Source organism: Streptomyces sp. BK79 (genome assembly GCF_044142145.1).
Lineage (GTDB): Bacteria > Actinomycetota > Actinomycetes > Streptomycetales > Streptomycetaceae > Streptomyces.
Window position 1 is genome coordinate 122,260 of the sequence record NZ_JBHVOC010000025.1, and the last position, 23,627, is coordinate 145,886.

Below are 23,627 nucleotides of genomic sequence, written 5' to 3' on the forward strand. Positions count from 1 at the left end.
GGCCTCCTACGCCGCGACGAGATACGAGAAGACGGACTCGAGGGACTCGTCCGACGGCGAGACCGTGAGCAGCCGGATGCCGTGGTCGCGGGCGACCTTGGGCAGCAGGGCCGTGAACCGGCCGAAGTCGACGGCCTGGACGCGCAGGGCGCCCTCGGCGAGGTCGACCTCGATGCCGGAGGTCGAGGGGTCGGCGATGAGCGCCGCCGCAAGGGCCCGGTCGTCGCTGGAGCGCACCAGGTAGCGGTGCGGCCGGTCGGTCATCAGGCGGCGGATCTTGCGGAAGTCGCCGCCGGCCGCGTGCCGTCCGGCGACGATGACCTCGATGTGCCAGGCGAGCTGCTCGACCTCTTCGAGGATGTGCGAGGAGAACAGCACCGTGCGGCCCTCGTCGCCCATGCGCCGCAGCAGATCCATGAGCTGCATGCGCTGGCGTGGGTCCATGCCGTTGAAGGGCTCGTCCAGGAGCAGCAGCGAGGGGTTGTGGACGAGGGCGCTCGCCATCTTCACGCGCTGCCGCATGCCCTTGGAGTACGTGGCGATCTTGCGGTCCTGCGCGTGGGCCATCTCGACCGTGGCGAGCGCCTCGTCGGCCGCCTTGGCGCCGAGGCCGTGCAGTTCGGCGTTGGCGAGGACGAACTCGCGGCCGGTGAGGAAGTCATACATCGCCTCGCGCTCGGGGACGATGCCGATGTGCTGGTAGATGGCCTCGTTGCGCCACACCGGCTGCCCGTCGAGGGTGACCGTGCCGGTGGAGGGGGCGAGGAAGCCGCCCATCATGTTGATGAGGGTGGACTTCCCCGCGCCGTTGGGGCCGAGGAGGCCGGTGACGCCGGGGCCGATCGTCATGGTGATGTCGTTGACGGCGACCACGTTGCCGAACCAGCGGGAGACGTGGTCGATGTTCAGCGTGGTCACAGTCCCACCTTCTTGTAGCGGCGCATCAGCAGGCCGTAGGCGCCGGCGATCAGGCCGAGGGTGACGAGGACGTAGACCGCGCCCTCGGCGTTGCTCGGGCCGATCCCGCCGGGGAAGGCCGAGGTGGCGCCGAGGAAGGCCGACGACACTCCGTCGATGAGGGTGATCGGCGAGAACAGGCCGATCCAGGCGACGGCGTCGCTGCTGCCCTGGACGTCCGCGATGGCCTGGAGGGTGGAGACCGCTCCGTAGGTGATGGTCAGCACGGCGATGACGGCCGCGATGCCGAAGCCGCGGCGCGGGGTGACCGACGCGACGACGAGGCCGAGGCCGGCGAAGAGGAGCGAGAGCAGTGCCACGGAGACGAGTCCCTGTGCGAATCCCTTGGTCTGGTCCGCGAAGTCGAGTTCGGCGAGCAGCGCGCCCACGTAGAGCACGAGCAGCGGTGCGGCGGTGAGGAGGAACAGGGCCGAGGCCAGTGCCGCGTACTTGGCGCGGACGTAGTCGGCGGTCTCGATGGGCCGCGAGAAGTACAGCGGCACGGTCTTGAAGCGCAGGTCGCGCGAGACGGACTGGGGGGCCTGGGAGGCGACGTACAGGCTGATGACGGCCTGGAGGACGATCGCGTAGCGCGTGTAGTCCAGGGGCAGGTCGCCGGCCTTGGTGGCGACGGCGACGGCGACCATGATGGCCGCGGGCAGGCACATCACCACGAACAGCAGCATCGGCAGCACCTTGGACTTGGCCGAACGGCCGAGGCCGTAGGCGCCGCGCAGGGACTGCGAGTACAGCGAGCGGCGGGCGTAGGCGCGGCCGAGGCGGGGGCCGTCGTAGCTGCGGTAGCCGATGTTGTGGATGCGGGTCTGGTCGCCCGGAACCGTGGCTGTGGGCTGTTCAGCTGCCATGGCCGACCGCCTCCTTCCGTTCTGCGTCGCTGTCCTGGAAGACCTCCGCGATGTGGTGCCGGCGCTGCTCCATGCGCACCAGGCCGAGACCGAGATCGGCGATGACGTCCCTGACCAGGTCGTACGTCTCTTCGCCCGACGCGGTGAGCAGCAGGACGTGACCGGCGCCGGGAAGGCCGCTGCCGTCCTGGACGGTCACCCCGCGCGCGTGGAGCGCGTCGCGCACCGCGCGGGTGCCGTCGGGGTGGTCGTCGGTGTCGGTGACCTCGATCGCGAGGGTCGTGGTGCTCTGGGTGAAGTCGGTGGTGGAGCTGGAGCGCAGCAGCTTGCCGCCGTCCACGACGACGACGTGGTCGCAGGTGCGTTCCAGTTCGCCCAGCAGGTGCGAGGTGACCAGGACGGAGATGCCGAAGTCGGTGTGGATGCGGCGGATGAGGCCGAGCATCTCGTCACGGCCGACCGGGTCGAGGCCGTTGGTCGGCTCGTCGAGGAAGACCAGCTGGGGGTCGTGCACCAGGGCCTGGGCGAGCTTCACGCGCTGCTTCATGCCGGTGGAGTAGCCGCCGATGGGCCGGTAGCGCTCCTCGTACAGGCCGACGTGGCGCAGGGTGTCGGCCGTGCGTTCGCGGGCGGCGGTGGGCGGGAGGCCGGACATGCGTGCCATGTGGACGACGAACTCGGTGGCCGAGACGTCGGGCGGCAGGCAGTCGTGTTCCGGCATGTAGCCGACTCGCTCGCGGATGTCGGCGCCCTTGGTGGCGACATCGAGTCCGAGCACTTCGGCCCGGCCCTCGGTGGCGGGAGACAGACCCAGCAGGATCTTGATCAGGGTGGATTTGCCGGCGCCGTTGGCACCGACGAGTCCGGTCACACCGGGTCCGACGTCCACGGAGAGCCGGTCGAGCGCGGTCACCCGGGGGAACCGCTTGCTCAGGCTTTCGGTCGCGATCACAGTCACATCCACGACAGTAGTGACGGGCGCCACTGCGGTCGTCAGACCGGAGAGCCGTCTTCGCGTCAGACTCGAGTAGTACGGGCCCGTAGGGGTTGCCGTGCCTGAGAGCTACGGAACGGCCCTCCACAACCCTCCGGCCCCGCGCGACCGTCCTATTGACGCCGGGTCTAACGACTGGGAGATTCGGCGACGCCACCTGCTGGCTGGACGACGAGTGCCGCACGGGCGGCGCCGGGCGGAGGAGAGATGACGGTGCTGGACGGTGCGCGGGAGCGCTGGGTACGCACGGGCGGGGTCGAGCTGTGCGTGGCCGAGCTGGGCGACCCGCGGCAGCCCACGGTCGTTCTGGTGCACGGCTACCCGGACAGCAAGGAGGTCTGGTCCGAGGTGGCCGGCCGCCTCGCCGACCGCTTCCACGTGGTCCTCTACGACGTGCGGGGCCACGGGCGGTCCACCGCGCCGAGCCCGCTGCGCGGGGGGTTCACGCTGGAGAAGCTGACGGACGACTTCCTGGCCGTGGCGGACGCCGTCAGCCCCGACCGCCCGGTGCATTTGGTGGGCCACGACTGGGGCTCGGTGCAGTCCTGGGAGTTCGTCACGGTCGAGCGGACCGAGGGCCGCATCGCCTCCTTCACGTCGATGTCGGGGCCGTCCCTCGACCACTTCGGGCACTGGATCAACAAGCGGCTCAGGCGTCCCACCCCACGCCGGGTGGGCCAACTCCTGGGCCAGGGCGCGAAGTCCTGGTACGTCTACCTGCTGCACACCCCCGTGCTGCCCGAACTGGCCTGGCGCGGCCCTCTCGGCAAGCGCTGGCCGGGCATCCTGCGGCGCCTGGAGAAGGTTCCCGGCGGTGACTACCCGACCCCGTCCCTGCCGACGGACGCGGCCCACGGGGCGTGGCTGTACCGGGACAACGTCCGGCCCCGGCTGCGCCGCCCGCGCGCGGACGCCTACGCGCACGCGCCCGTGCAGCTCATCACGCCCCTCGGGGACGCGTTCCTGTCGGAGCGGCTCTACGACGGACTGGAGGTGTGGGCGCCGCGGCTGACGCGTCGCACGCTGCCCGCGAAGCACTGGGTGCCGCGCACGAGGCCGGACCGGCTGGCGGACTGGATCACGGAGTTCGTCACCGCGGTCGAGGGCGGACGGCCCGAGGGGGTGGCGAAGGGCAGGCACGCCGACCGCTTCGGCGGGCAGCTGGTGCTGGTCACCGGGGCGGGAAACGGCATCGGGCGGGCGACGGCGTTCGCCTTCGCCGAGGCCGGCGCGCGGGTGGTGGCCGTCGACCGGGACGCCGAGGCGGCCGCCCGCACCGCGGAGCTGTCCCGGCTGATGGGTGCGCGGCAGGCCTGGGCGGAGACCGTCGACGTCTCCGACGAGCAGGCCATGGAGAAACTCGCGGACAAGGTCGCCGCCGAGTACGGCGTGGTCGACATCCTGGTGAACAACGCCGGGATCGGCATGTCGGGCTCCTTCTTCGACACCACACCGGAGGACTGGAAGAAGGTCCTCGACGTCAACCTGTGGGGTGTGATCCACGGCTGCCGCCTCTTCGGGCGGCGGATGGCCGAGCGCGGGCAGGGCGGCCACATCGTCACCATCGCTTCGGCCGCGGCGTTCCAGCCGTCCCGGGCGCTGCCCGCCTACAGCACCTCCAAGGCGGCCGTGCTGATGCTGAGCGAGTGCCTGCGCGCCGAACTGGCCGGTCAGGGGATCGGTGTCACGGCGATCTGCCCCGGCCTGGTCAACACCAACATCACCTCGACCGCGCACTTCGCAGGCGTCGACGCACAGGAGGAACGGCGTCGGCAGCAGCGATCGGCGCGGCTGTACAGGCTGCGCAACTACCCGCCGGAGAAGGTGGCCGTCGCCGTCCTGGAGGCGGTCGTGCACGACCGGGCCGTGGTTCCGGTGACCCCGGAGGCGCGGGGCGCCCACCTCTTGTCGCGTGTCCTTCCCGGCGCGCTGAGGAGGCTCGCACGCGTGAAACCACCGCTGTAGTTTCCACAGGAAGCCCCAACCAGCCTGTGGATAACTTGACTTGACTGTGGATCAAACCTCCCCGGCGAAATCGATCGCGTGACGCCCGTCTCGCTCGGCAGTCTGGTCGCATGCATCAGAGTCACCATGACGACGGGCGGACCGTGCGCGTGTCCAAGTACCTGTCGAAGCATCTGCGTCACCAGCCGGACAGGATCGGGCTCACGCTCGACGAGGCCGGCTGGGTCGAGATCGACACGCTGATCGCCGCCGCGGCGGCGCACGGCTTCCGTTTCACGCGCGAAGAGCTGGACCACGTGGTCGCCACCAACGACAAACGGCGCTTCGCGATCGAGGGCAACCGGATCCGGGCCAGCCAGGGCCACAGCGTCGACGTGGACCTCGGGCTGGCCCCGGCGACGCCGCCCGCGTACCTCTACCACGGGACGGTGGCCCGGCATCTGGACGCGATCCGCGCCGAAGGGCTGAGGCCGATGAACCGGCACGATGTGCATCTCTCCAAGGACCGTGAGACCGCGACCCGGGTGGGTGCCCGTCGCGGCCGGCCGGTCGTCCTGCCCGTGGATGCCGGCGCCATGCACCGGGACGGGCACGTCTTCCACGTCAGCGCGAACGGGGTCTGGCTGACGAGGCACGTACCGCCGCGGTACGTGCGCTTTCCCCTCACTCCTTCACCCTCGGCCGGTGGCTGATCCGTCGCGTACGGTGACGCGGGTGACCGTTTCACGTGAAACGGGGACCGGCCGCATAGGCTCGGAGGCATGAGCTTGCGTCTGAGCACCGTGATCCTTCCGTACCGCCGTTGGCACGAAGGCGGCCGTTCGACCTGGACACGGGCCGAGCAGCTCGGCTTCCACACGGCGTACACCTACGACCACCTGTCCTGGCGGAGTTTCCGCGACGGCCCGTGGTTCGGTGCCGTCCCGACTCTCACGGCCGCCGCCACCGTCACCGAGCGGCTGCGCCTGGGCACCCTGGTGACCTCGCCGAACTTCCGGCACCCGGTGACGCTCGCCAAGGAACTGATCTCCCTCGACGACATCTCCGGCGGCCGGGTCACGCTGGGCATAGGAGCGGGCGGCACCGGTTCCGACGCCACCGCCCTCGGCCAGGAGCCGTGGACGCCGCGTGAACGGGCGGACCGGTTGGCCGAGTTCCTTCCGCTGCTCGACCGCCTGCTGACCGAGGACGCCGTGTCGTACGAGGGCGACTACTACTCGGCACACGAGGCGCGCAACATCCCCGGCTGCGTCCAGCGGCCCCGGCTCCCCTTCGCGGTGGCCGCGACCGGGCCACGAGGGCTGCGGCTCGCCGCCCAGTACGGGCAGGCGTGGGTGACCACCGGTGACCCGAAGCTGTACGAGACCGGAACCACCGAACAGTCGGATCGGGCGCTGCGGGCACAGGCCGACAAGCTGGCCGACGCCTGTGCCGCGATCGGCCGCGAGGTGAGCGAGCTGGACAGGGTCCTGCTCACCGGCTTCACACCGGATCGAAGCCGTCCGCTGGAGTCCGTGGACGCCTTCGTCGACTTCGCCGGCCGCCACCGTGACCTGGGCTTCACCGAGCTCGTCGTCCACTGGCCCATCCCGGACTCGGACTTCACGGCGGACGAGAAGGTCTTCGAGCGCATCGCCATGGAGGCTCTGGCGCAGCTGCGAGGATGAGAGCCGTACCTCACAGATGTGCGGACTCGCGCACGGGCGTGCAGGCATATGCGTGACAATGACCCGGTGACCTCAGCGACCCGACAGCCCGAGCCCTCGGCCGCCACGCTTCGCCCGCGGCTCATCGCCACCGACCTCGACGGCACGCTGCTGCGCGACGACAAGTCGGTCTCCCCACGCACGGTCGCCGCACTGGCCGCCGCCGAGAAGGCGGGCATCGAGGTCTTCTTCGTCACCGGTCGGCCCGCCCGCTGGATGGACGTCGTCAGTGCCCACGTCCACGGCCACGGCCTCGCCATCTGCGGCAACGGCGCCGCCGTGGTCGACCTGCACGGCGGACCCGGCGCGCACCGGTTCGTGAAGGTCCGGGAGCTGGCCCGGGAGAACGCGCTGGACGCCGTACGACTGCTGCGCGAGGCCGCGCCCGGCACGGTGTACGCGGTCGAGCAGACGTACGGCTTCCATCAGGAGCCGGCGTATCCGAAGCTCCACATGGAGGTCCCCGACGATCTCCTGCCCGCCGAGGAGATCCTGGCACCGGGCGGTCGCGCCGCCACCGAACCGGTCCTCAAGATCCTGGCCTTCCATCCCGAGCTGGACCCCGACGGCTTCCTCACCCTGGCCCGCCTCGCCATCGGCGACCGGGCCAACGTCACCCGGTCCAGCCCCAGCGCCCTGCTGGAGATCAGCGGGCCGGAGGTCTCCAAGGCCAGCACGCTCGCCCTGTGCTGTGCGGAGCGCGGCATCTCGCACGAAGAGGTCGTCGCCTTCGGGGACATGCCGAACGACGTCGAGATGCTCACCTGGGCGGGCCGGTCGTACGCGATGGGCAACGCCCACCCGGACGTGATCGCCGCCGCTTCGGGCCGGACGGTCGCCAACAACGACGACGGCGTGGCGGTCGTGATCGAGCGGATGCTGGCGGATCTGCCCTAGGGCCTGTCAGAGCGGCACCCCGCGCTGCGTCAGCCACGGCACCGGGTCCAGCGCCGAGCCCGTCTCCGGTGTCACCCGGACCTCGAAGTGCAGGTGCGGCCCGGTGGAGTTGCCAGTGCTGCCCGACTGCCCGATCCACTGCCCGGCGCCGACCCGGTCGCCCTGGTCGACGGCGACGGCGGCGAGATGGGCGTACTGCGTGTAGTAGCCGCCCGCGTGCTGGACCACGACCTGCATACCGAAGGCACCGCCGCAGGACACCCGCACCACGCGGCCCGTGCCGACCGAGCGCACCGGGGTGCCGACCGGCACCGCGAAGTCCTGGCCGGTGTGCCGGTCGGCCCACCGCGACCCCCCGCTGCCGAAGGACGCCGACAGGTCGTACGTCTCCACCGGTGCGACCCAGGAGCGGCCGGCCCCCACGTCCGGCTGGTCCAGACGGACCGCGCCGGGGCACGAGCCCGCGGCGACCGAGGCGTCGGCCTCTCCCTCCAGCTGGGAACGCGCCGCCTCCAGCTTGACCTCGATCTTCTTCTTCAGTGCCGCCAGATCGGCGTTACGCTGCTCCAGCGCCTGCCAGGCCGCCTGTGCCCTGGCCTCGTCGGCGGCGAGCCGGGCCTCGGCCCGCAGGCTCTTTCCGATGGCCGTGTTGACGGACAGATCCGCACGCGAGACCGCACGCTGACCGCGCATCAGCTCGTCGGGGTCGTCGGCGAGGATCATCTGCGCGGTCAGCGGCAGCCCGCCGCTGCTGCGGTACTGGGCGCGGGCGATACGGCCCAGGTCCTCATGCATGGCGTCGATCCGCTGCCGCTGCCGGTCCAGCCGCTTCTCGTACTCCAGGGCCTTCGACCGCTGCGTCTCCGCCTCGCGCCGTCCCTCCTCGTACTGCCGGGTGGCCTTCGCCGCGTCCTCGTACAGCCGGGCCACCCGCGCGCCGAGCGCCGTGCCGGATCCTCCGTCCTCGTCCCCGGCGCCGGTGGGGCGGGCCGCGAGCACGGCGAGCGCGCACAGCAGCACCGGAACGAGCAGCGGGTGTCGGCGAGGTGAGCACATGTCAGCGATCGTGGCCCGAGTGGGTGCGCACGGTCTCGTTCTGGGCGTGCAAGTGGGGGACGCTTGCTGCACTCGGCCCAGCGCGGCTGCTGCACATGGGGCATCGCGGCCCGCGCGTTCAGTACGGCGCCTCCCACAGCACCGTCGTGCCCCCGCCGTCCGCCCCGATACCCGGCCCGAGCCGACTGCTGCCGCCGACGGTGTCGGCACGGCGTTCCAGGTTGTGCAGCCCGCTGCGCCGTCCGCCCTCGGGAACGCCGACGCCGTCGTCCGCCACGGTCAGCCGCACGCCCGGCCTGCCATCGGGCAGGGTCACCGTCGCGTCGACGACGACCTCGATGCGCGTGGCGTGGGCGTGCCGGAAGGCGTTGGACAGGGTCTCGCGCAGCGCGGCGATGAGATGCTTGCCGGTGAGGTCACCGACGGCGCTGTCGACCGGTCCGACGAAGCGGTGCGCGGGCGTGAATCCGAGCGGCACCGCGGCCATGGTGATCTCGTTCAGCACCCGTGTGCGCAGTCCCGCCGGGGCCTCGGCGGGCTGCCTCAGCGCGAAGATCGCCGACCGGATCTCCTGAATGGTGACGTCGAGTTCGTCCACGGCCCCGCCCACCCCGTCGCGCACCTCGGGCGCGGCCGTCCCGCGCTGGGCGCTCTCCAGCATCATCCCCGTGGCGAACAGGCGTTGGATGACGAGGTCGTGCAGGTCCCGGGCGATGCGGTCGCGGTCCTCGTAGACCGCGAGCCGCTCCCGGTCGCGCTGGGCGTCGGCCATCATCAGCGCCAGCGCGGCCTGGGAGGCGAACCGGTCGCCAAGCGCGCGCTCCGTCCGGGTGAACGGACGCTCCCCCCGGGCACGCGGCATCACGAGACCGCCGAGGACCCGCCCGTCCCTGCCCAGCGGCAACAGCATGATCGGGCCGTAGGCGCGTACCGGCCCGGCCTCCAGGCGCGGATCGGTGGCGGCGTCGTCCACAAACACCGGGCGCCCGGCGAGCAGTTCCGCGACGACGGCGTTCTCCGGCGGGATGACCTCGCCCAGGGCCTTCGCGGGGTGCCGCGCGGCGACGGCCGCGATCTCCAGGCCGCCCCCCTCGGCCGGCAGCAGCACGATTCCGGCCGCCGCTCCGGAGAGCCGGCGGGACTGTTCGGCGACGACCTGGAGGGCCTCGTCGATGTCGCCGCCGGACAGCAGCGCGGTGGTCACGGCGACCGACCCGTCGATCCAGCGCTCCCGCTGCTGGGCGGCCTCGTGGAGCCGTGCGTTGCCGATGGCGATGCCGGCCTCCGTGGCCAGCACCCGGACCATGGCGAGGTCGGAGTCGTCGAACGGCTCCCCGGCGCGCTTGTCCGCCAGATAGAGATTGCCGAAGATCTCGCCCTGCACGCGGATGGGGACCCCGAGGAAGCCGCGCATCGGTGGGTGGTGCTCGGGGAAGCCGCACGAGCGCGGATCCTCGGTCAGGTCCCTCAGCAGGACCGGCCCGGGATCGCGGACGAGGGCACCCAGCAGGCCCTTGCGTCCGTCGGGCAGGTGACCGATCCGGCGGACGGCCGCCTCGTCGACACCGTGGTAGACGAAGTCGGCGAGGCCGTCGCCGCCCTCGTCGATGACACCGAGGGCCGCGTAGCGGGCGTCGGCCAGGTCGGCGGCCGTCTCGCAGATGCGGTTCAGCGTGGAGTGCAGCCCAAGGCCGCTGCCGACGGCCAGCATCGCGTCCAGCAGTCTCGGCACCCGTGCCAGGAGCTCGGCCGAGGACCCTTGGCCGGGCGGCTGGTGGCCCGGGGGCGGTGCTGGGGGCATGCCCTGAGCCTAATGAGCGGCTTTTGTTCAGGAAAGTCGGATTCCCCAGGAATTTCGGAGCGACGCGGAGTGACCCTCGGGACCGGGCCTCCCGTACGGGAGGCCCGGTCCCGAGGGTCACTCCGCTCCCACCAGCAGTTCCGAGGTCGCCTCGCGCTCGGCCATCGCCCGCAGCGGCCCCGGCACGGCGGCCAGCTCGGCGTACGTCCCCCGCTGCGCGACCCGGCCCGCGTCCAGCACGATCACCTCGTCCACGGCCTCCAGACCGGCCAGGCGGTGCGTGATCAGCAGGCTCGTACGGCCCTCGGTGGCGGTCAGCAGATCGGCGGTGAGCGCGTCGGCCGTCGGCAGGTCGAGGTGCTCGGCGGGCTCGTCGAGCACCAGAACGGGAAAGTCGGCGAGCAGCGCACGGGCGAGTGCCAGCCGCTGGCGCTGACCACCGGAGAGCCGGGCACCGTGCTCCCCGACCAGCGTGTCCAGGCCGTCGGGAAGGCCGTCGGCCCACTCCAGCAGCCGGGCCCGCGCCAGGACGCCGCGCAGCTCGCCCTCCGTGGCGTCCTTCCTCGCCAGGAGCAGGTTCTCGCGCACCGAACTGTCGAAGAGGTGCGCGTCCTGAGCGCACAGCCCCACGAGCCGCCGTACGTCGTCACCGGCCACGGCGTACGCGTCCACACCGGCCAGCGTGTAGGAGCCCGCGTCGGCGTCGAGGAACCGCAGCAGCACCTGGGCCAGCGTCGTCTTGCCGGAGCCGGACGGGCCGACCACGGCGACGCGGTGGCCCTGCGCCAGCGTCAGGTCGAAGCCCGCCAGGGCGTCCCGGTCCTGCCCCGGGTGGCGTGCGGCCAGGCCCTTCAGGACCACCGGGAACGCCGACGCGGGCGCCTGCCGGGGCGCCTCGGGCTCCCGTACGGGGTCGGGCGCGTCGAGGACCTCGTACACGCGCTCGGCGCTGCGGTGCACGCGCTGCCGGTACTGCACGGCCGACGGCAGACCGAGCACGGCTTCGAAGGCGGCCAGCGGGGTGAGCACCACGACGGCCACGGCCACGCCGGCGAGCCGCCCGTCGGCGAACGCCTGGACCCCGACGAGGGCGGCGGCCGCGACGGTCAGACCGGAGATCAACGCGGTGAGCCCGTCGCCCAGCGCGGTGGCGGTGGCGGCACGCGAGGCGATCCGGGTGAGCGCACCGTCGGCCCGGCGCGCCTCGGCGGCCCGCGCGGGCAGGGCACCGGCGACGGTCAGCTCGGCGGTGCCCGTGAGCAGGTCGGTCACGCGGGTGGCGAGCACGCCACGGGCGGGGGCCAGCCTGCCCTCGGCCCGTCGTGCCACGGCACCGGTGATCAGCGGCACTCCCGCTCCGGCGGCCAGCAGACCGGCCGCGAGCACGGCACCGGCCTCGGGCAGCAGCCAGGCCGTGAAGCCGACCGCCGCGGCGGAGACGACCACCGCGGACCCGGCGGGCAGCAACCAGCGCAGCCAGTAGTCCTGCAAGGCGTCGACGTCGGTGACGAGCCGGGACAGCAGGTCGCCCCGACGGCTGCGGCGCAGACCCGCGGGTGCCAGCCGCTCCAGCCGGCGGTACACGGCGACCCGGGTGTCGGCCAGCATCCGCAGCACGGCATCGTGCGACACGAGCCGCTCGGCGTAGCGGAACACGGCCCGGCCGATACCGAAGGCGCGCGTCGCCGTCACGGCGACCATCAGGTACAGCACCGGCGGCTGCTCGGAGGCCCGGGAGATCAGGTACCCGGAGGTGGCCATCAGGCCGACGGCGCTGCCCAGCGCCAGGCTGCTGAGGAACAGTGCGAGACCGAGCCGCCCCCGCCGGGCGCCGGACATGGCCCGCACCCTGGCGAGCACACCGCCCCGGGCCGCCGTCGAGGGCGCGGGGGCGCCGACGGCGGCCGGAAGGGGTGTGCCGGCCGGCTCCGCAGGCGCACGGACGGCCGAAGCCCGGCGGGTGCCGTCACCGGCGGTGGCGACGGCCGGCTCCTCCAGCCGCACCACCCGGTTGGCCACCTCCAGCAGCGCCGGGCGGTGCACCACCAGCAGCACCGTCCGCCCCCGCGCCAGCCTGCCCACGGCGGCCACGACCTCGGCCTCGGTGGCTCCGTCCAGGGCGGCCGTCGGCTCGTCGAGCAACAGGACCGGCCGGTCCGCGAGGAACGCCCGGGCCAGCGCCAGACGCTGCCGCTGCCCGGCGGACAGCCCGGAGCCGTCCTCCCCGAGGACGGTCGCGGTCCCCTCGGGCAGCGCGTCCACGAAGTCGAGCGCGCCCGCGTCCCGCAGCGCCCGCCGTACGGCGGTGTCGTCGGCGTCGGGCCGGGCCAGCCGTACGTTCTCGGCGATGGTTCCGGCGTACAGGTGCGGGTGCTGCGGAACCCAGGCGACACGGGCGTGCCATTGCTCCGGGTCGAGGTCCGCGAGGTCGGCATCCCCGATCCGGACCCGTCCCGCGGCCGGGCGCACGAACCCGAGGAGGGCGTTGAGGAGCGTCGACTTGCCCGCCCCGCTCGGGCCGACGAGCGCGACGGTCTCCCCGGGGGCGACGGTGAGACTGACGTCCGTCACGGCGTCCGCGGTCCGTCCGGGGTAGCGGACCGTCACGCCCTCGAAGGCCAGGGTGCCGTCCGTCGGCACCGGGCCGGTCCCCTGGGTCGGTACGGGCCTCTCCAGGACCTCGAAGATCTCCTCGGCTGCGGCGAGCCCTTCGGCCGCCGCGTGGTACTGCGCCCCCACCTGCCGCAGCGGCAGATACGCCTCGGGGGCGAGCACCAGCACGACCAGGCCGTCGTACAGGGCCATGTCGCCGTGCACGAGCCGCATGCCGATGGTCACGGCGACGAGCGCCACCGAGAGCGTGGCGAGCAGTTCCAGCGCGAAGGACGACAGGAAGGCGATGCGCAGCGTCCGCATGGTCGCCTGCCGGTACTCACCGGTGATGCGCCTGATCGACTCGGCCTGGGCCTTGGCCCGCCCGAAGACCTTGAGCGTCGGCAGCCCTGCCACCACGTCCAGGAAGTGCCCGGACAGCCGGGACAGCAGTTTCCACTGACGGTCCATCCGGGACTGCGTGGCCCAGCCGATCAGCACCATGAAGACCGGGATGAGCGGCAGAGTGACGACGATGATGGCCGCCGAGACCCAGTCCTCGGTGACGATGCGGACGAGCACCGCCACGGGGGCGACCACCGCGAGTCCCAGCTGCGGCAGATAGCGCGAGAAGTAGTCGTCGAGGGCGTCGACCCCGCGGGTCGCCAGCGCTACCAGCGAGCCCGTCCGCTGACCGCTCAGCCAACCCGGACCGAGTGCGGTGGCCCGCTCCAGCAGCCGGCCCCGCAGCTCGGACTTCACCGCGGCGCTCGCCCGGTGGGCGGCCAGCTCGGTGAGCCAGCCGACCAAGGCCCGCCCGCAGGCGACGGCCACCAGCAACAGCAGGGGAGTGCGCAGTTCGGCGACCGTCATGCCGTGCTGGAAGGCGCCCACCACGACCTCGGCTATGAGCATCGCCTGCGCGACGAGCATGCCGGCGCCGATGGCACCCAGGAGGACGACCGCCGCCAGAAAGAACCGGGTGGCGCGGGCATACCGCAGAAGACGTGGGTCGATGGGTTTCACGTGAAACAGGCCCTCCCGTCCGGAGAGTATGTCCACGTGAAACGTGTCACCGTGTCACGTTTCACGTGAAACATCTCGTGCCGGACTCAGTGCGCGGGTTCGGCGATGTGCTGGGTACCGATCCGCTTGCGGAACACCCAGTACGTCCAGCCCTGGTAGAGCAGGACGAGGGGTGTGGCGACCGCGGCCAGCCAGGTCATGATCTTCAGGGTGTACGGGCTGGACGAGGCATTGGTGACGGTGAGGCTCCAGTCCGCGTCGAGCGTGGACGGCATGACGTTTGGGAAGAGCGTCAGGAAGAGCATGGCCACGGAGGCCACGATGGTGACGCCGGACAGAGCGAACGACCACCCCTCACGCCCGGCCTGGTTGGCCATCAGGGCGATGACCAGGGCCGCGACGGCCACCACGAGGGCGACCAGACTCTTGCCGTCGCCGTTGTCGACCTGCGTCCAGACCAGGAAGACCAGGGCCAGGGCGGCCGTCACCAGGCCGACGCGAAGCGCCAGGTTCCGCGCCCTCTCCCTGATCTCACCGACGGTCTTGAGGGCGGTGAACACCGTCCCGTGGAAGGTGAACAGCGTCAGCGTGACCAGCCCACCGAGCAGGGCGTACGGGTTCAGCAGGTCCCACAGGGATCCGACGTACTCCATGTCCCGGTCGATCTTCACGCCGCCGACGATGTTGCCGAAAGCCACGCCCCACAGGAACGCCGGGATCAGCGACGTCCAGAAGATCGCGGTCTCCCAGTTGCGCTGCCAGCGCTCCTCGGGCCGCTTCACCCGGTACTCGAAGGCGACCCCCCGGACGATCAGGCACACCAGGATGACGAGCAGGGGGAGGTAGAAGCCCGAGAAGAGCGTGGCGTACCACTCGGGGAAGGCGGCGAAGGTCGCACCGCCGGCCGTGAGCAGCCATACCTCGTTGCCGTCCCACACGGGGCCGATGGTGTTGATCAGCACCCGCTTCTCGGCCCGGTCGCGGGCGAGCAGCCTGGTGAGCACCCCGACCCCGAAGTCGAAGCCCTCCAGGAAGAAGTAGCCGGTCCACAGGAAGGCGATCAGAACGAACCAGACGTCGTGCAGTTCCATGACGGTGCAGCTCCCTCGGCCTAGTAGGAGAAGGCCATCGGCTTGTCGGCGTCACGGAGGTCGCCGCCGATCTTCGTGGGCGGGTTGAGGTCGGCCTCGGTGAGCTCGGGCGGTCCCGCCTTGACGTACTTGGCGAGCAGCTTGACCTCGATGACGGCCAGGACGGCGTACAGCAGGGTGAAGACGGACATCGAGATGATGACCTCGGCCGTGGAGACGCCGGGGGAGACGGCGTCCCGGGTCTGCATCACGCCGTAGACCACCCAGGGCTGGCGGCCCATCTCGGTGAAGATCCAGCCCCAGGAGTTGGCGATCAGCGGGAACGCCATCGTCCACACGGCCAGCAGCCAGTACATCCGGGAGAGCCTCGAACCGAGCGGCTTCTTCAGCAGCACCAGATGCGGGACCTCGTCCTCCCCGGTGCGCAGGGCGGCGGGCAGCAGGAACTTCTTCCGGGTCAGCCACAGGCCCAGCAGGCCGAGGGAGAAGGAGGCCATGCCGAAGCCGATCATCCAGCGGAAGCCCCAGTAGGCGACGGGAACGATGGGCTTGTAGTCACCGGGTCCGAACTTCTCCTGCAGCTCCTTGTTGGTGTCGTTGATGCCGGGCACGTAGGACTCGAAGTCGCTGTGGGCGAGGAAGGACAGCAGCCCGGGAATCTCCAGGGCGACCTTGTTGTGGCCCTTGTCGACGTCCCCGTAGGCGAAGACGGAGAACGGTGCCGGCTCCTCGCCGTCCCACAGGGCCTCGGCGGCGGCCATCTTCATCGGCTGCTGCTCGTACATGACCTTGCCGAGGGTGTCGCCGCTGACCGCGGTGAGCATGCCGCCGACCGCCAGCGTGACCAGTCCCAGCCGGAGCGAGGTCCGCATCACCGTGATGTGCTTCTTGCGCATCAGGTGGAAGGCCGCGATGCCCACCATGAAGGCGCCACCCGTCAGGAAGGCCGCCGAGAAGCTGTGGAAGACCTGGTTGAGCGTGGTGTTCTGGGTCAGGACCGCCCAGAAGTCGGTGAGCTCGGCCCGCCCCTTCTCCTCGTTGATCCGGTAGCCGACGGGGTGCTGCATCCAGGAGTTGGCCGCGAGGATGAAGTACGCCGACAGCAGCGTGCCGATCGAGACCATCCATATGCAGGCCAGGTGGATCTTCTTGGGCAGCTTGTCCCAGCCGAAGATCCACAGACCGATGAAGGTGGACTCGAAGAAGAAGGCGATCAGCGCCTCGAAGGCGAGCGGAGCGCCGAAGACGTCACCGACGAAGCGCGAGTAGTCCGACCAGTTCATGCCGAACTGGAACTCCTGCACGATGCCGGTGACGACACCCATGGCGATGTTGATCAGGAAGAGCTTGCCCCAGAACTTGGTCGCCCTGAGGTACTTCTCCTTCTCCGTGCGGACCCAGGCGGTCTGCAGTCCGGCCGTGAGGGCGGCCAGCGAGATCGTCAGCGGGACGAACAGGAAGTGGTAGACGGTCGTGATGCCGAACTGCCATCGCGCCAGCGTCTCCGGCGCCAGAGCCATGTCCACGTCGTCAGTCTCCTTACCTCGCCACATCCGCCGTGGTCAGCGGCGGTTTGTGCGTGTATGTCACACCTAACCCGGGCGCAACCGGGACACGCTTGTGAACGCGTTCACATTCACAAGCAATTATGACGTACAGCTTTTCGACACCGGAAGGGGGGTCCCCTGTGACGTCAACCCCTTGGCAGAGACTTCAACATCTTGTTGAATCCGCCGCATGCAGATACGGATCTCATGGCCCGCGGGTCACCTCACCGCGGCGCTCGACGACACCCCGACCACGCAGGCGCTCCTCAAGGCCCTGCCACTCACCGCATCCGCCCACACATGGGGTGAGGAGGTCTACTTCGACACGGGTGTGTCGGTTTCACGTGAAACGGACGCCCGGCAGATCGTGGAACCGGGCACCGTCGCCTTCTGGACCGACGGCGACGCGCTGGCCCTGCCGTACGGCCCCACGCCGATCTCGCAAGGCGAAGAGTGCCGCCTCGCGAGTCCCTGCAACGTCCTCGGCCGTCTCGACGGCGACCCCCGCCTGCTCGCGACGGTGCGCGACGGCGACCCGGTACGCGTCGAGCGCGTAGAGGCATAAGCGCGTAGAGCCGTAAGGCCGAACGGCGCCTAGAGCTCCCTGCGGAACTCCTCCGACACCTTCAGGAAGATGTCGTTCGCCTCGCTCTCCCCGACCGTCACCCGGACACCCTCGCCGGGGAACGGCCGAATGACCACGCCGGCCCGCTCGCACGCCTCCGCGAAGGCGACCGTGCGCTCCCCCAGCCGCAGCCACACGAAGTTGGCCTGGGTCTCCGGCACCGTCCAGCCCTGCGCGCGCAGCGCGTCGACCACGCGCGTGCGCTCGCAGACCAGCGAACCGACCCTGCCGATCAGCTCGTCCTCGGCCCGCAGCGAGGCGATCGCCGCCTCCTGCGCGATCTGACTCACCCCGAAAGGCACCGCGGTCTTGCGCAGCGCGGCCGCCACCGGCTCATGGGCGATCGCGAACCCGACCCGCAGGCCGGCGAGTCCGTACGCCTTGGAGAACGTGCGAAGCACGCAGACATTGGGCCGTTCACGGTAGATCTCGACGCCGTCCGGTACCTCGGGGTCGCGGATGAACTCGCGGTAGGCCTCGTCGAGGACCACCAGCACATCGCTCGGCACCCGGTCGAGGAACCGCTCCAGCTCGGCCCTGCGCACGACCGTGCCCGTCGGATTGTTCGGGTTGCAGACGAAGATCAGCCGGGTCCGGTCGGTGATCGCCGCGGCCATCGCGTCCAGGTCGTGCACGTCACCCGGCGTGAGCGGCACCTTCACGGACGTCGCCCCGCTGATCTGCGTGATGATCGGGTACGCCTCGAAGGAACGCCAGGCGTAGATCACCTCGTCACCCGGACCCGAGGTCGCCTGGATCAGCTGCTGGGCCACGCCGACCGACCCGGTGCCGGTCGCCAGGTGGGTCAGCGGCACGCCGAACCGGTCCGCCAGCTCGCTCATCAGCGACGTACACGCCATGTCCGGGTACCGGTTGAAGGACGATGCCGCGGCCGTCACCGTCTCCATCACACCCGGCAGCGGCGGATAGGGATTCTCGTTGGAGGACAGCTTGTAGGCCAGCGGCCCGTCGGCCGCCGCGGGCTTGCCCGGCTTGTAGGTGGGGATCCCCTCCAGCTCGGCGCGCAGCTTGGGGCTCGTCTCGCTCACCGCAGTCCTCCTCATGACCACCACCGGCATCGAATACTTCTCACCTTATGAGGATTCCGCGCGGCTGCGTATAGCTGAGGCAGACCTCCTCAGTCACACAGGCATCAGGGGCATCAGCACCCGAAGGCGCACGATTCGGGGGGCGCGCCGCACATATATCTACGCGCCGGTGGCTCGCGCCGTGGCGCGCATCCCCCGTGCAGGTGAGTTGAGACCTCTTCGCAACATCTGCCCCTTGGCAGGCCCTCACTCGCCAACACGTCAGGTATCGGGGTCGCCGGGCCCAACTGGCTTGCTTTCCATAGCCGTTACCCTTTAATGATCATGCAGAAACGTGACTGTCAACGCGTGCATATGCGCCCGCCCTACCCCACCCCATGAGCCCTACTATCGGCTCGCCATGACAGCAGCAGGGAAGCACCAGGTGAGCCGCGCGGAAACCTCACGTCGAGGCAGTCGGCCGGGCCGGGCGGGTATCAGGGACGTGGCCGCCGCCGCCGGAGTATCCATCACTACCGTCTCCGATGCCCTCAACGGCAAGGGCCGACTCCCGGATGCCACGCGCCGCCACGTGCGCGAGGTCGCCGACCGACTGGGCTACCGGCCCTCGGCCGCCGCCCGCACGCTGCGCACCGGCAAGTCGGGACTCATCGGCCTGACCGTGACGACGTACGGGGATGAACCTTTCACCTTCACCGAGTTCGCGTACTTCGCCGAGATGGCGCGCGCCGCCACGTCCGCCGCGCTCGCCCGCGGGTACGCCCTCGTCATCCTCCCGGCGACCTCCCGGCACGACGTGTGGTCCAACGTCGCGCTCGACGGCACGGTCGTCATCGACCCCTCGGACCACGACCCGGTCGTCAGCGAGCTGGTGCGCCAGGGATTACCGGTCGTCTCCGACGGCCGCCCGGCCGGCTCGCTGCCCGTCACCGCCTGGGTCGACAACGACCACGAGGCCGCCGTACTCGGCATCCTCGACCACCTGGCCGACGCCGGTGCCCGCAGGATCGGCCTGCTCACCGGGACCACGACCGACACGTACACCCATCTGTCGACCACCGCCTACCTGCGCTGGTGCGAGCGCGTCGGCCAGGACCCGGTCTACGAGGCCTACCCGGCGCACGACCCGTGCGCGGGGGCCGTCGCAGCCGACCGCCTGCTCGCCCGCCCCGACCGGCCCGACGCCGTTTACGGGCTGTTCGACCCGAACGGCACCGACCTGCTCGCGGCGGCGCGTCGCTACGGGCTGCGCGTCCCGGAGGACCTGCTGCTGGTCTGCTGCAGCGAGTCCACCGTCTACGCCAGCACCGAGCCGCCCATCACCACACTCTCGCTCAAACCCCGCCGCATCGGCACCGCGGTGATCCAGGTCCTCATCGACGCCATCGAGGGCCTCGACGCGGACCAGCCGGTCGAGCAGGTGATACCGACCGAGCTGATCGTGCGTACGTCCTCGCAGCGCCGCCCGCCCCGCACGACGGTCAGCCCGCCGCGGTCACCGGAGCGCGAGTAGGGCCGGCCGCCGACGCCCCGCGAGCGCGGTCGCGTCACCGTCGCGGACGGGCGAAGCCGGGCCCAATCGGGGCGAAAGCCGCGGTGAACCGGAGTCCTGTTCTGATTCACCACCCCTGGGTCATCACACAGCGCGATCCGCATTCCTATGATGGGCCCACACACCGCGGGCCGCTGCGACCAGGCAGTCCGAAGCGGTGCAGATGCGGCGCGATGGTGGAGGGGTCGATGACTCAGGGGGCCGGTCAGGGACCCGAGGTGGAGCGGACCGCGACGGTGCGCGACTTCCGGGTGCCCGCGTATGTCCACGAGACCGCTCCGTACGCCGCCTCCGGCACGCACCCGGGCGATGCCGTGCCCCCCTCCGAGGAGGGGTACGACGAGGGCTACCCGGACGGGTACACACCCACCCAGCGGGATCTGCCGGTCATCCGTCGGGGTGACACGGTCCAGGTGCCCGTCGACCCCGAGCCCCTCACGGTGCGGCAGCCCGTCACGGGCCAGGGCCCGCTGTTCGTCGTCGGTGACGTGCACGGATACCTGGACCAGCTGGTGGCGGCCCTCCAGGAGAAGGGCCTCGTCGACGCGTCCGGCCAGTGGTGCGCGGGCACCTCGCGCCTGTGGTTCCTCGGCGACTTCACGGACCGCGGCCCGGACGGCATCGGCGTCATCGACCTGGTGATGCGGCTGTCCGCCGAGGCCGCCGCGGCCGGCGGCTACTGCAAGGCGCTGATGGGCAACCACGAACTGCTGCTGCTCGGCGCCAAGCGGTTCGGCGACACGCCCGTCAACTCCGGCGCGGGCACCGCCACCTTCCAGGCGGCCTGGCTGCTGAACGGCGGGCAGAAGACCGACATGGACCGGCTGCAGGACCACCACCTGCAGTGGATGGCCCGCCTGGACGCCATGGAAGAGGTCGACGGCCACCTCCTGGTCCACTCGGACGCCACCACCTACCTCGACTACGGCCGCTCCATCGAGGAGGTGAACGACACCGTCCGCGAGACGCTCACTCGCAATGACGCGGAAGAGGTCTGGGACCTGTTCCGCAAGCTCACCAAGCGCTTCTCCTTCCGCGACGAGGGTGGCGCCGACGCCGTGCGCTCACTGCTGGACACGTACGGCGGCGTCCGGATCGTTCACGGCCACAGCCCCATCCCCTACCTGCTGGGCGAGGTCGGCTCCGAGGACGGCGAGGACGACACCCGTACCGCGGTCGAGGGACCGCACGTCTACGCGGACGGACTGGCCATCGCGATGGACGGTGGGGTGACCATGGCCGGAAAGCTGCTGGTCCAGCAACTGCCGCTGGACGCCTGAGCGTTCACCGGACCGCTTCCGCGGCGGTGTCGTCCGTACAGGTCGGCACCCAATTTCTGGAAACCCCCTGTCACCCTCCACCGTCACCGCTCTACCATCGGCTTATCCGTAGCAGGCTCCCCTCCGTTTCTGCCCGACGGCTCGTTGGCATGCGAGCCCCAAGCCCTACGGAGCATCGGGGGATGCACATGAACAGCGTTCCGCAGCACTTGTCGAACGAGGACCGCCAGGAGTACGCGCGGATCCTCGATGAAGCGCTGCGCTCCGCACCACACCGCCCGGAACTGGCCGCTGTCGGACAGCGGCTCAACTCCGAACAACTGCGCACCATGGCGCTCAACGCCACCGCCCTCATCACCGCGGCGGCAACGACGGAGTACCAGCACTACGTGAAGGTCCGCGAGGAACTGCGCCACCCGGCGCCGGCCGCCCGGACCCCGTCCACGCGCGAATCCGGCTCCGACGAGCCGGGCACGGGCGCGGTGCGGCTCGCCGCCACCGTGGGCGAGGTCGCCGAGGCGACCGGCGCGGGTGCCGTCGCCGTGGTCGCCGTCCTGGCACCCGTCCTGGCCGGTACCGCCGCGGCGATCTTCCTCCTCGTCGGCTACATCCTGAAGATGCTCGAACCGCAGCCGGCCTTCGCGCAGACCATGCTCACCACCGGATGGGTCTTCGGCGCCGTCGCCGCGGTGGCGATCCTCGTCGCCGGGGTGGGACTGCTGCTCACGGCCCTGCGCAACCGCCCCTCGGCCGAGGCCGGGCGTTACGGCGAACTCGACGAGGAAGTGGTCCGGGCCAGGGACGCCTGGCACGACGCGCTGCTGGAACGCGGCATCATGCCCTTCCTGCGGGACGCGCTCGCGGATCCGGGTACGACGGCACTGGGCCGCACGGGGCCCGCGGCGCCGACGAGTCGCATGCCGCACCTCGGCTACGACCGGCCGGGGTTCACCAGCCCCGGTGAGGGTTCCACCACCGGTCCGCGGCCGAGCTACTCCAGCCCGGACTACAGCAGCCCGGACTTCGGCGGTCCGGAACACCGGCCCGACTGACCACCGGCCCGGGCGGGCAACGGATCAGAGGATGCCCGCCCGGCCGGCGGCAGTGATCCAGGACGGGAACTCGGACAGCAGCCGGTCGTACAGCTGGGCGTCCGGGAGGGTGCTGATGTCGTCCACGGCGAAGAAGCCGACGTTGTCGACGCGCCGGCCCGGCAGGGTGTCGAAGCGTTCCAGCACGCCGTAGTCGGACCGCCCGAGCCCCACGAACTGCCAGAAGACGGGTTCCTCCACCGCCTCCCGCAGCTCCCGCTCGATCTCGGCGTTGCGGTAGACACCGCCGTCGGAGAAGAACAGCACCAGGGTCGGCGCCGCCGCCGGGTTCTCCCGGACGAAGGCACGCACCTCGGCGATCACCTTCTGCTCCTCGTTCCCGATGCCGACCGCCCGCATGTCGGCCTGGTCGGGGTGCAGGCCCTTCTTCCTGCCACGGCGGAACAGGCTCATCTCCCCCACGCGTACGTGCAGCCGCAGCCAGTCGGGCAGCTCGCCGATGCGGAGGTCGGGCAGGCGCGCCGGGTTCGAGGCGAAGGTCCAGGCCTGCATCTCTCCGTCGTCGTCCAACTGGGCCGCGACGGCCGCCATCCGTTCCACGACGTCCGTGACCACGCCCTTGGAGTAGAGGAAGGACATGGACCCGGAGGCGTCGAGCACCAGGACGACGCGCGCGGTGACACCGGCCGCCCCGTGCTTCTTCAGACTGACCGCGACCTGTTCCTTGCGCAGGGACAGCCGTTTGCGCATGTCGACGGGCAGGTGCTCCTCCCCCTTGGTGAGGCGAGGGCCCGCAGTGGTGGGCGGCGTCGCCGGTGCGGGGGAGGGTGCCGGGGGCGAGGACGGTGCCGGTACCGGTGGCGGTGCCGGTGCCGAGGGCGCGGGTGTCGGAGGAGCCTGAGGTGCCGCCACCGTCGACGGGGCCGTTGGCGCGGCCGGAGCCTCGTCCACGGTGATCCCGAAGTCGGTGGCCAGCCCGGCGAGACCGGAGGCGTACCCCTGTCCGACCGCCCGGAACTTCCACTTCCCCTGCCGCCGGTACAGCTCGCCGCCGAGCAGCGCGGTCTCCGGCCCGGCCGTCATGTCGAACCGGGCCAGCTCGGTCCGGGTCCCGGCCTCCAGCAACCGCAGCGACAGCCCGGGAACCTGGCCGAAGGTCCCACCGTCCGCCGAGGCACCCAGGACGATGCGGTCGACGACCGGTTCCACCGAGCGCAGGTCCACCTCGACGGCGTCGGTCATGACGCCCGCCCCCGCACCGGACCCGCCCTGCTTGCCCACGTGCCGCACCGCGTCGGACGCGTGCCGGGGCTGGTTGTAGAAGACGAAGTCACCGTCGTCCCGCACCCGGCCCTCCGCGGTGAGCAGCAGCGCGGAGACGTCGACCTCGGGCACGGCCGGTCCGGCGGACCAGACGAGTTCGACGCGCACCGCGGGGGAGTCGACGGCGAGGTTGGCGCCCTTGCTCAGGGAAGTGGCTGTCATGCGCCCAGTCTGCCCAGACCCGGCCTTCGATGGGGAGAGGGCGGGCTGTGCGGCCTGTCCCCTCCCCACCGCCGCCCGGGCCTCGT

18 protein-coding genes are annotated in these 23,627 nt (G+C 71.1%); 8 read left to right on the forward strand and 10 right to left on the reverse strand.

What is annotated here, in order from left to right:
* Positions 1 to 6: 6 nt before the first annotated feature.
* Genes ACFIF2_RS28690 through ACFIF2_RS28700 form a run of 3 tightly spaced genes read right to left on the reverse strand, consistent with a single transcriptional unit; the run spans position 7 to position 2,775 of the window.
* Entirely contained in the window at positions 7 to 918 is a 912-nt protein-coding gene (locus ACFIF2_RS28690; RefSeq protein WP_395576131.1) for an ABC transporter ATP-binding protein, read from the reverse strand.
* The gene (locus ACFIF2_RS28695) at positions 915 to 1,823 is read right to left on the reverse strand and encodes an ABC transporter permease (protein WP_395576132.1); all 909 of its coding nucleotides are present in this window, start codon (positions 1,821 to 1,823) and stop codon (positions 915 to 917) included. Before ACFIF2_RS28695 ends, ACFIF2_RS28690 begins: the two co-directional genes overlap by 4 nt.
* Positions 1,813 to 2,775, reverse strand: a complete 963-nt coding sequence (locus ACFIF2_RS28700) for an ABC transporter ATP-binding protein (protein WP_395576133.1) — start codon at positions 2,773 to 2,775, stop codon at positions 1,813 to 1,815. Before ACFIF2_RS28700 ends, ACFIF2_RS28695 begins: the two co-directional genes overlap by 11 nt.
* Before the next feature lie 249 nt (positions 2,776 to 3,024).
* Here ACFIF2_RS28700 and ACFIF2_RS28705 point away from each other — a divergent pair, with 249 nt between their 5' ends.
* The 4 genes from ACFIF2_RS28705 to ACFIF2_RS28720 all read left to right on the forward strand — a co-directional run bounded on the left by ACFIF2_RS28705 (position 3,025) and on the right by ACFIF2_RS28720 (position 7,385).
* Positions 3,025 to 4,782 carry an SDR family oxidoreductase gene (locus ACFIF2_RS28705; protein WP_395576134.1) on the forward strand — a complete coding sequence of 586 codons (1,758 nt, stop codon included), beginning with the start codon at positions 3,025 to 3,027 and terminating at the stop codon, positions 4,780 to 4,782.
* 110 nt (positions 4,783 to 4,892) lie between these two features.
* Positions 4,893 to 5,474 carry an RNA 2'-phosphotransferase gene (locus tag ACFIF2_RS28710; RefSeq protein WP_395576135.1) on the forward strand — a complete coding sequence of 194 codons (582 nt, stop codon included), beginning with the start codon at positions 4,893 to 4,895 and terminating at the stop codon, positions 5,472 to 5,474.
* A 69-nt stretch (positions 5,475 to 5,543) separates the two neighbouring features.
* The gene (locus tag ACFIF2_RS28715; RefSeq protein WP_395576136.1) at positions 5,544 to 6,449 is read left to right on the forward strand and encodes an LLM class flavin-dependent oxidoreductase; all 906 of its coding nucleotides are present in this window, start codon (positions 5,544 to 5,546) and stop codon (positions 6,447 to 6,449) included.
* A gap of 48 nt (positions 6,450 to 6,497) precedes the next feature.
* Positions 6,498 to 7,385: an HAD family hydrolase gene (locus tag ACFIF2_RS28720; RefSeq protein WP_395576137.1), complete on the forward strand. Its 888-nt coding sequence runs from the start codon at positions 6,498 to 6,500 to the stop codon at positions 7,383 to 7,385.
* A 6-nt stretch (positions 7,386 to 7,391) separates the two neighbouring features.
* On the opposite strand, the gene ACFIF2_RS28725 is transcribed toward ACFIF2_RS28720, so the two are convergent.
* From ACFIF2_RS28725 to ACFIF2_RS28745, 5 genes are all read right to left on the reverse strand, one after another.
* The gene (locus ACFIF2_RS28725; RefSeq protein ID WP_395576138.1) at positions 7,392 to 8,441 is read right to left on the reverse strand and encodes a peptidoglycan DD-metalloendopeptidase family protein; all 1,050 of its coding nucleotides are present in this window, start codon (positions 8,439 to 8,441) and stop codon (positions 7,392 to 7,394) included.
* A 118-nt stretch (positions 8,442 to 8,559) separates the two neighbouring features.
* The gene (locus ACFIF2_RS28730) at positions 8,560 to 10,242 is read right to left on the reverse strand and encodes a GAF domain-containing sensor histidine kinase (RefSeq protein ID WP_395576139.1); all 1,683 of its coding nucleotides are present in this window, start codon (positions 10,240 to 10,242) and stop codon (positions 8,560 to 8,562) included.
* Between the two features lie 117 nt (positions 10,243 to 10,359).
* Positions 10,360 to 13,860, reverse strand: a complete 3,501-nt coding sequence (gene cydD / locus ACFIF2_RS28735) for a thiol reductant ABC exporter subunit CydD (protein ID WP_395576140.1) — start codon at positions 13,858 to 13,860, stop codon at positions 10,360 to 10,362.
* 86 nt (positions 13,861 to 13,946) lie between these two features.
* On the reverse strand, positions 13,947 to 14,951 hold the full coding sequence (gene cydB / locus ACFIF2_RS28740; RefSeq protein ID WP_395576141.1) for a cytochrome d ubiquinol oxidase subunit II: 1,005 nt from the start codon (positions 14,949 to 14,951) through the stop codon (positions 13,947 to 13,949).
* A 20-nt stretch (positions 14,952 to 14,971) separates the two neighbouring features.
* The gene (locus tag ACFIF2_RS28745; protein ID WP_395576142.1) at positions 14,972 to 16,477 is read right to left on the reverse strand and encodes a cytochrome ubiquinol oxidase subunit I; all 1,506 of its coding nucleotides are present in this window, start codon (positions 16,475 to 16,477) and stop codon (positions 14,972 to 14,974) included.
* Positions 16,478 to 16,688: 211 nt separating this feature from the next.
* On the opposite strand from ACFIF2_RS28745, the gene ACFIF2_RS28750 reads away from it, so the two are divergent.
* Positions 16,689 to 17,063 (forward strand): cyclophilin-like fold protein, encoded by a 375-nt coding sequence (locus tag ACFIF2_RS28750; protein ID WP_395576143.1) that lies wholly within the window; start codon positions 16,689 to 16,691, stop codon positions 17,061 to 17,063.
* Between the two features lie 29 nt (positions 17,064 to 17,092).
* Here the strand turns inward: ACFIF2_RS28750 and hisC are convergent, their stop codons facing one another.
* Entirely contained in the window at positions 17,093 to 18,172 is a 1,080-nt protein-coding gene (gene hisC / locus ACFIF2_RS28755) for a histidinol-phosphate transaminase (protein WP_395576144.1), read from the reverse strand.
* Positions 18,173 to 18,572: 400 nt separating this feature from the next.
* On the opposite strand from hisC, the gene ACFIF2_RS28760 reads away from it, so the two are divergent.
* The 3 genes from ACFIF2_RS28760 to ACFIF2_RS28770 all read left to right on the forward strand — a co-directional run bounded on the left by ACFIF2_RS28760 (position 18,573) and on the right by ACFIF2_RS28770 (position 22,056).
* Complete coding sequence (locus tag ACFIF2_RS28760; protein WP_395576145.1) at positions 18,573 to 19,685, forward strand: LacI family DNA-binding transcriptional regulator; 1,113 nt, start codon at positions 18,573 to 18,575, stop codon at positions 19,683 to 19,685.
* Between the two features lie 212 nt (positions 19,686 to 19,897).
* Positions 19,898 to 21,004, forward strand: a complete 1,107-nt coding sequence (locus ACFIF2_RS28765; protein ID WP_395576146.1) for a metallophosphoesterase — start codon at positions 19,898 to 19,900, stop codon at positions 21,002 to 21,004.
* 182 nt (positions 21,005 to 21,186) lie between these two features.
* Positions 21,187 to 22,056, forward strand: a complete 870-nt coding sequence (locus ACFIF2_RS28770; protein WP_395576147.1) for a hypothetical protein — start codon at positions 21,187 to 21,189, stop codon at positions 22,054 to 22,056.
* A 24-nt stretch (positions 22,057 to 22,080) separates the two neighbouring features.
* Here the strand turns inward: ACFIF2_RS28770 and ACFIF2_RS28775 are convergent, their stop codons facing one another.
* On the reverse strand, positions 22,081 to 23,541 hold the full coding sequence (locus ACFIF2_RS28775) for a VWA domain-containing protein (protein WP_395576148.1): 1,461 nt from the start codon (positions 23,539 to 23,541) through the stop codon (positions 22,081 to 22,083).
* Positions 23,542 to 23,627 lie beyond the last annotated feature (86 nt).

Bases quoted from the DNA above. Each gene is read 5' to 3' on its own strand.
- ACFIF2_RS28770 (WP_395576147.1), top strand. From the start codon at position 21,187: ATGCACATGAACAGCGTTCCGCAGCACTTGTCGAACGAGGACCGCCAG.
- ACFIF2_RS28730 (WP_395576139.1), bottom strand. From the start codon at position 10,242: ATGCCCCCAGCACCGCCCCCGGGCCACCAGCCGCCCGGCCAAGGGTCC.
- ACFIF2_RS28720 (WP_395576137.1), top strand. From the start codon at position 6,498: ATGCGTGACAATGACCCGGTGACCTCAGCGACCCGACAGCCCGAGCCC.
- ACFIF2_RS28695 (WP_395576132.1), bottom strand. From the start codon at position 1,823: ATGGCAGCTGAACAGCCCACAGCCACGGTTCCGGGCGACCAGACCCGC.
- ACFIF2_RS28715 (WP_395576136.1), top strand. From the start codon at position 5,544: ATGAGCTTGCGTCTGAGCACCGTGATCCTTCCGTACCGCCGTTGGCAC.
- ACFIF2_RS28760 (WP_395576145.1), top strand. From the start codon at position 18,573: ATGACAGCAGCAGGGAAGCACCAGGTGAGCCGCGCGGAAACCTCACGT.
- ACFIF2_RS28705 (WP_395576134.1), top strand. From the start codon at position 3,025: ATGACGGTGCTGGACGGTGCGCGGGAGCGCTGGGTACGCACGGGCGGG.
- cydB (WP_395576141.1), bottom strand. From the start codon at position 14,951: ATGGAACTGCACGACGTCTGGTTCGTTCTGATCGCCTTCCTGTGGACC.
- ACFIF2_RS28710 (WP_395576135.1), top strand. From the start codon at position 4,893: ATGCATCAGAGTCACCATGACGACGGGCGGACCGTGCGCGTGTCCAAG.
- ACFIF2_RS28750 (WP_395576143.1), top strand. From the start codon at position 16,689: ATGCAGATACGGATCTCATGGCCCGCGGGTCACCTCACCGCGGCGCTC.
- ACFIF2_RS28725 (WP_395576138.1), bottom strand. From the start codon at position 8,441: ATGTGCTCACCTCGCCGACACCCGCTGCTCGTTCCGGTGCTGCTGTGC.
- ACFIF2_RS28765 (WP_395576146.1), top strand. From the start codon at position 19,898: ATGGTGGAGGGGTCGATGACTCAGGGGGCCGGTCAGGGACCCGAGGTG.
- ACFIF2_RS28775 (WP_395576148.1), bottom strand. From the start codon at position 23,541: ATGACAGCCACTTCCCTGAGCAAGGGCGCCAACCTCGCCGTCGACTCC.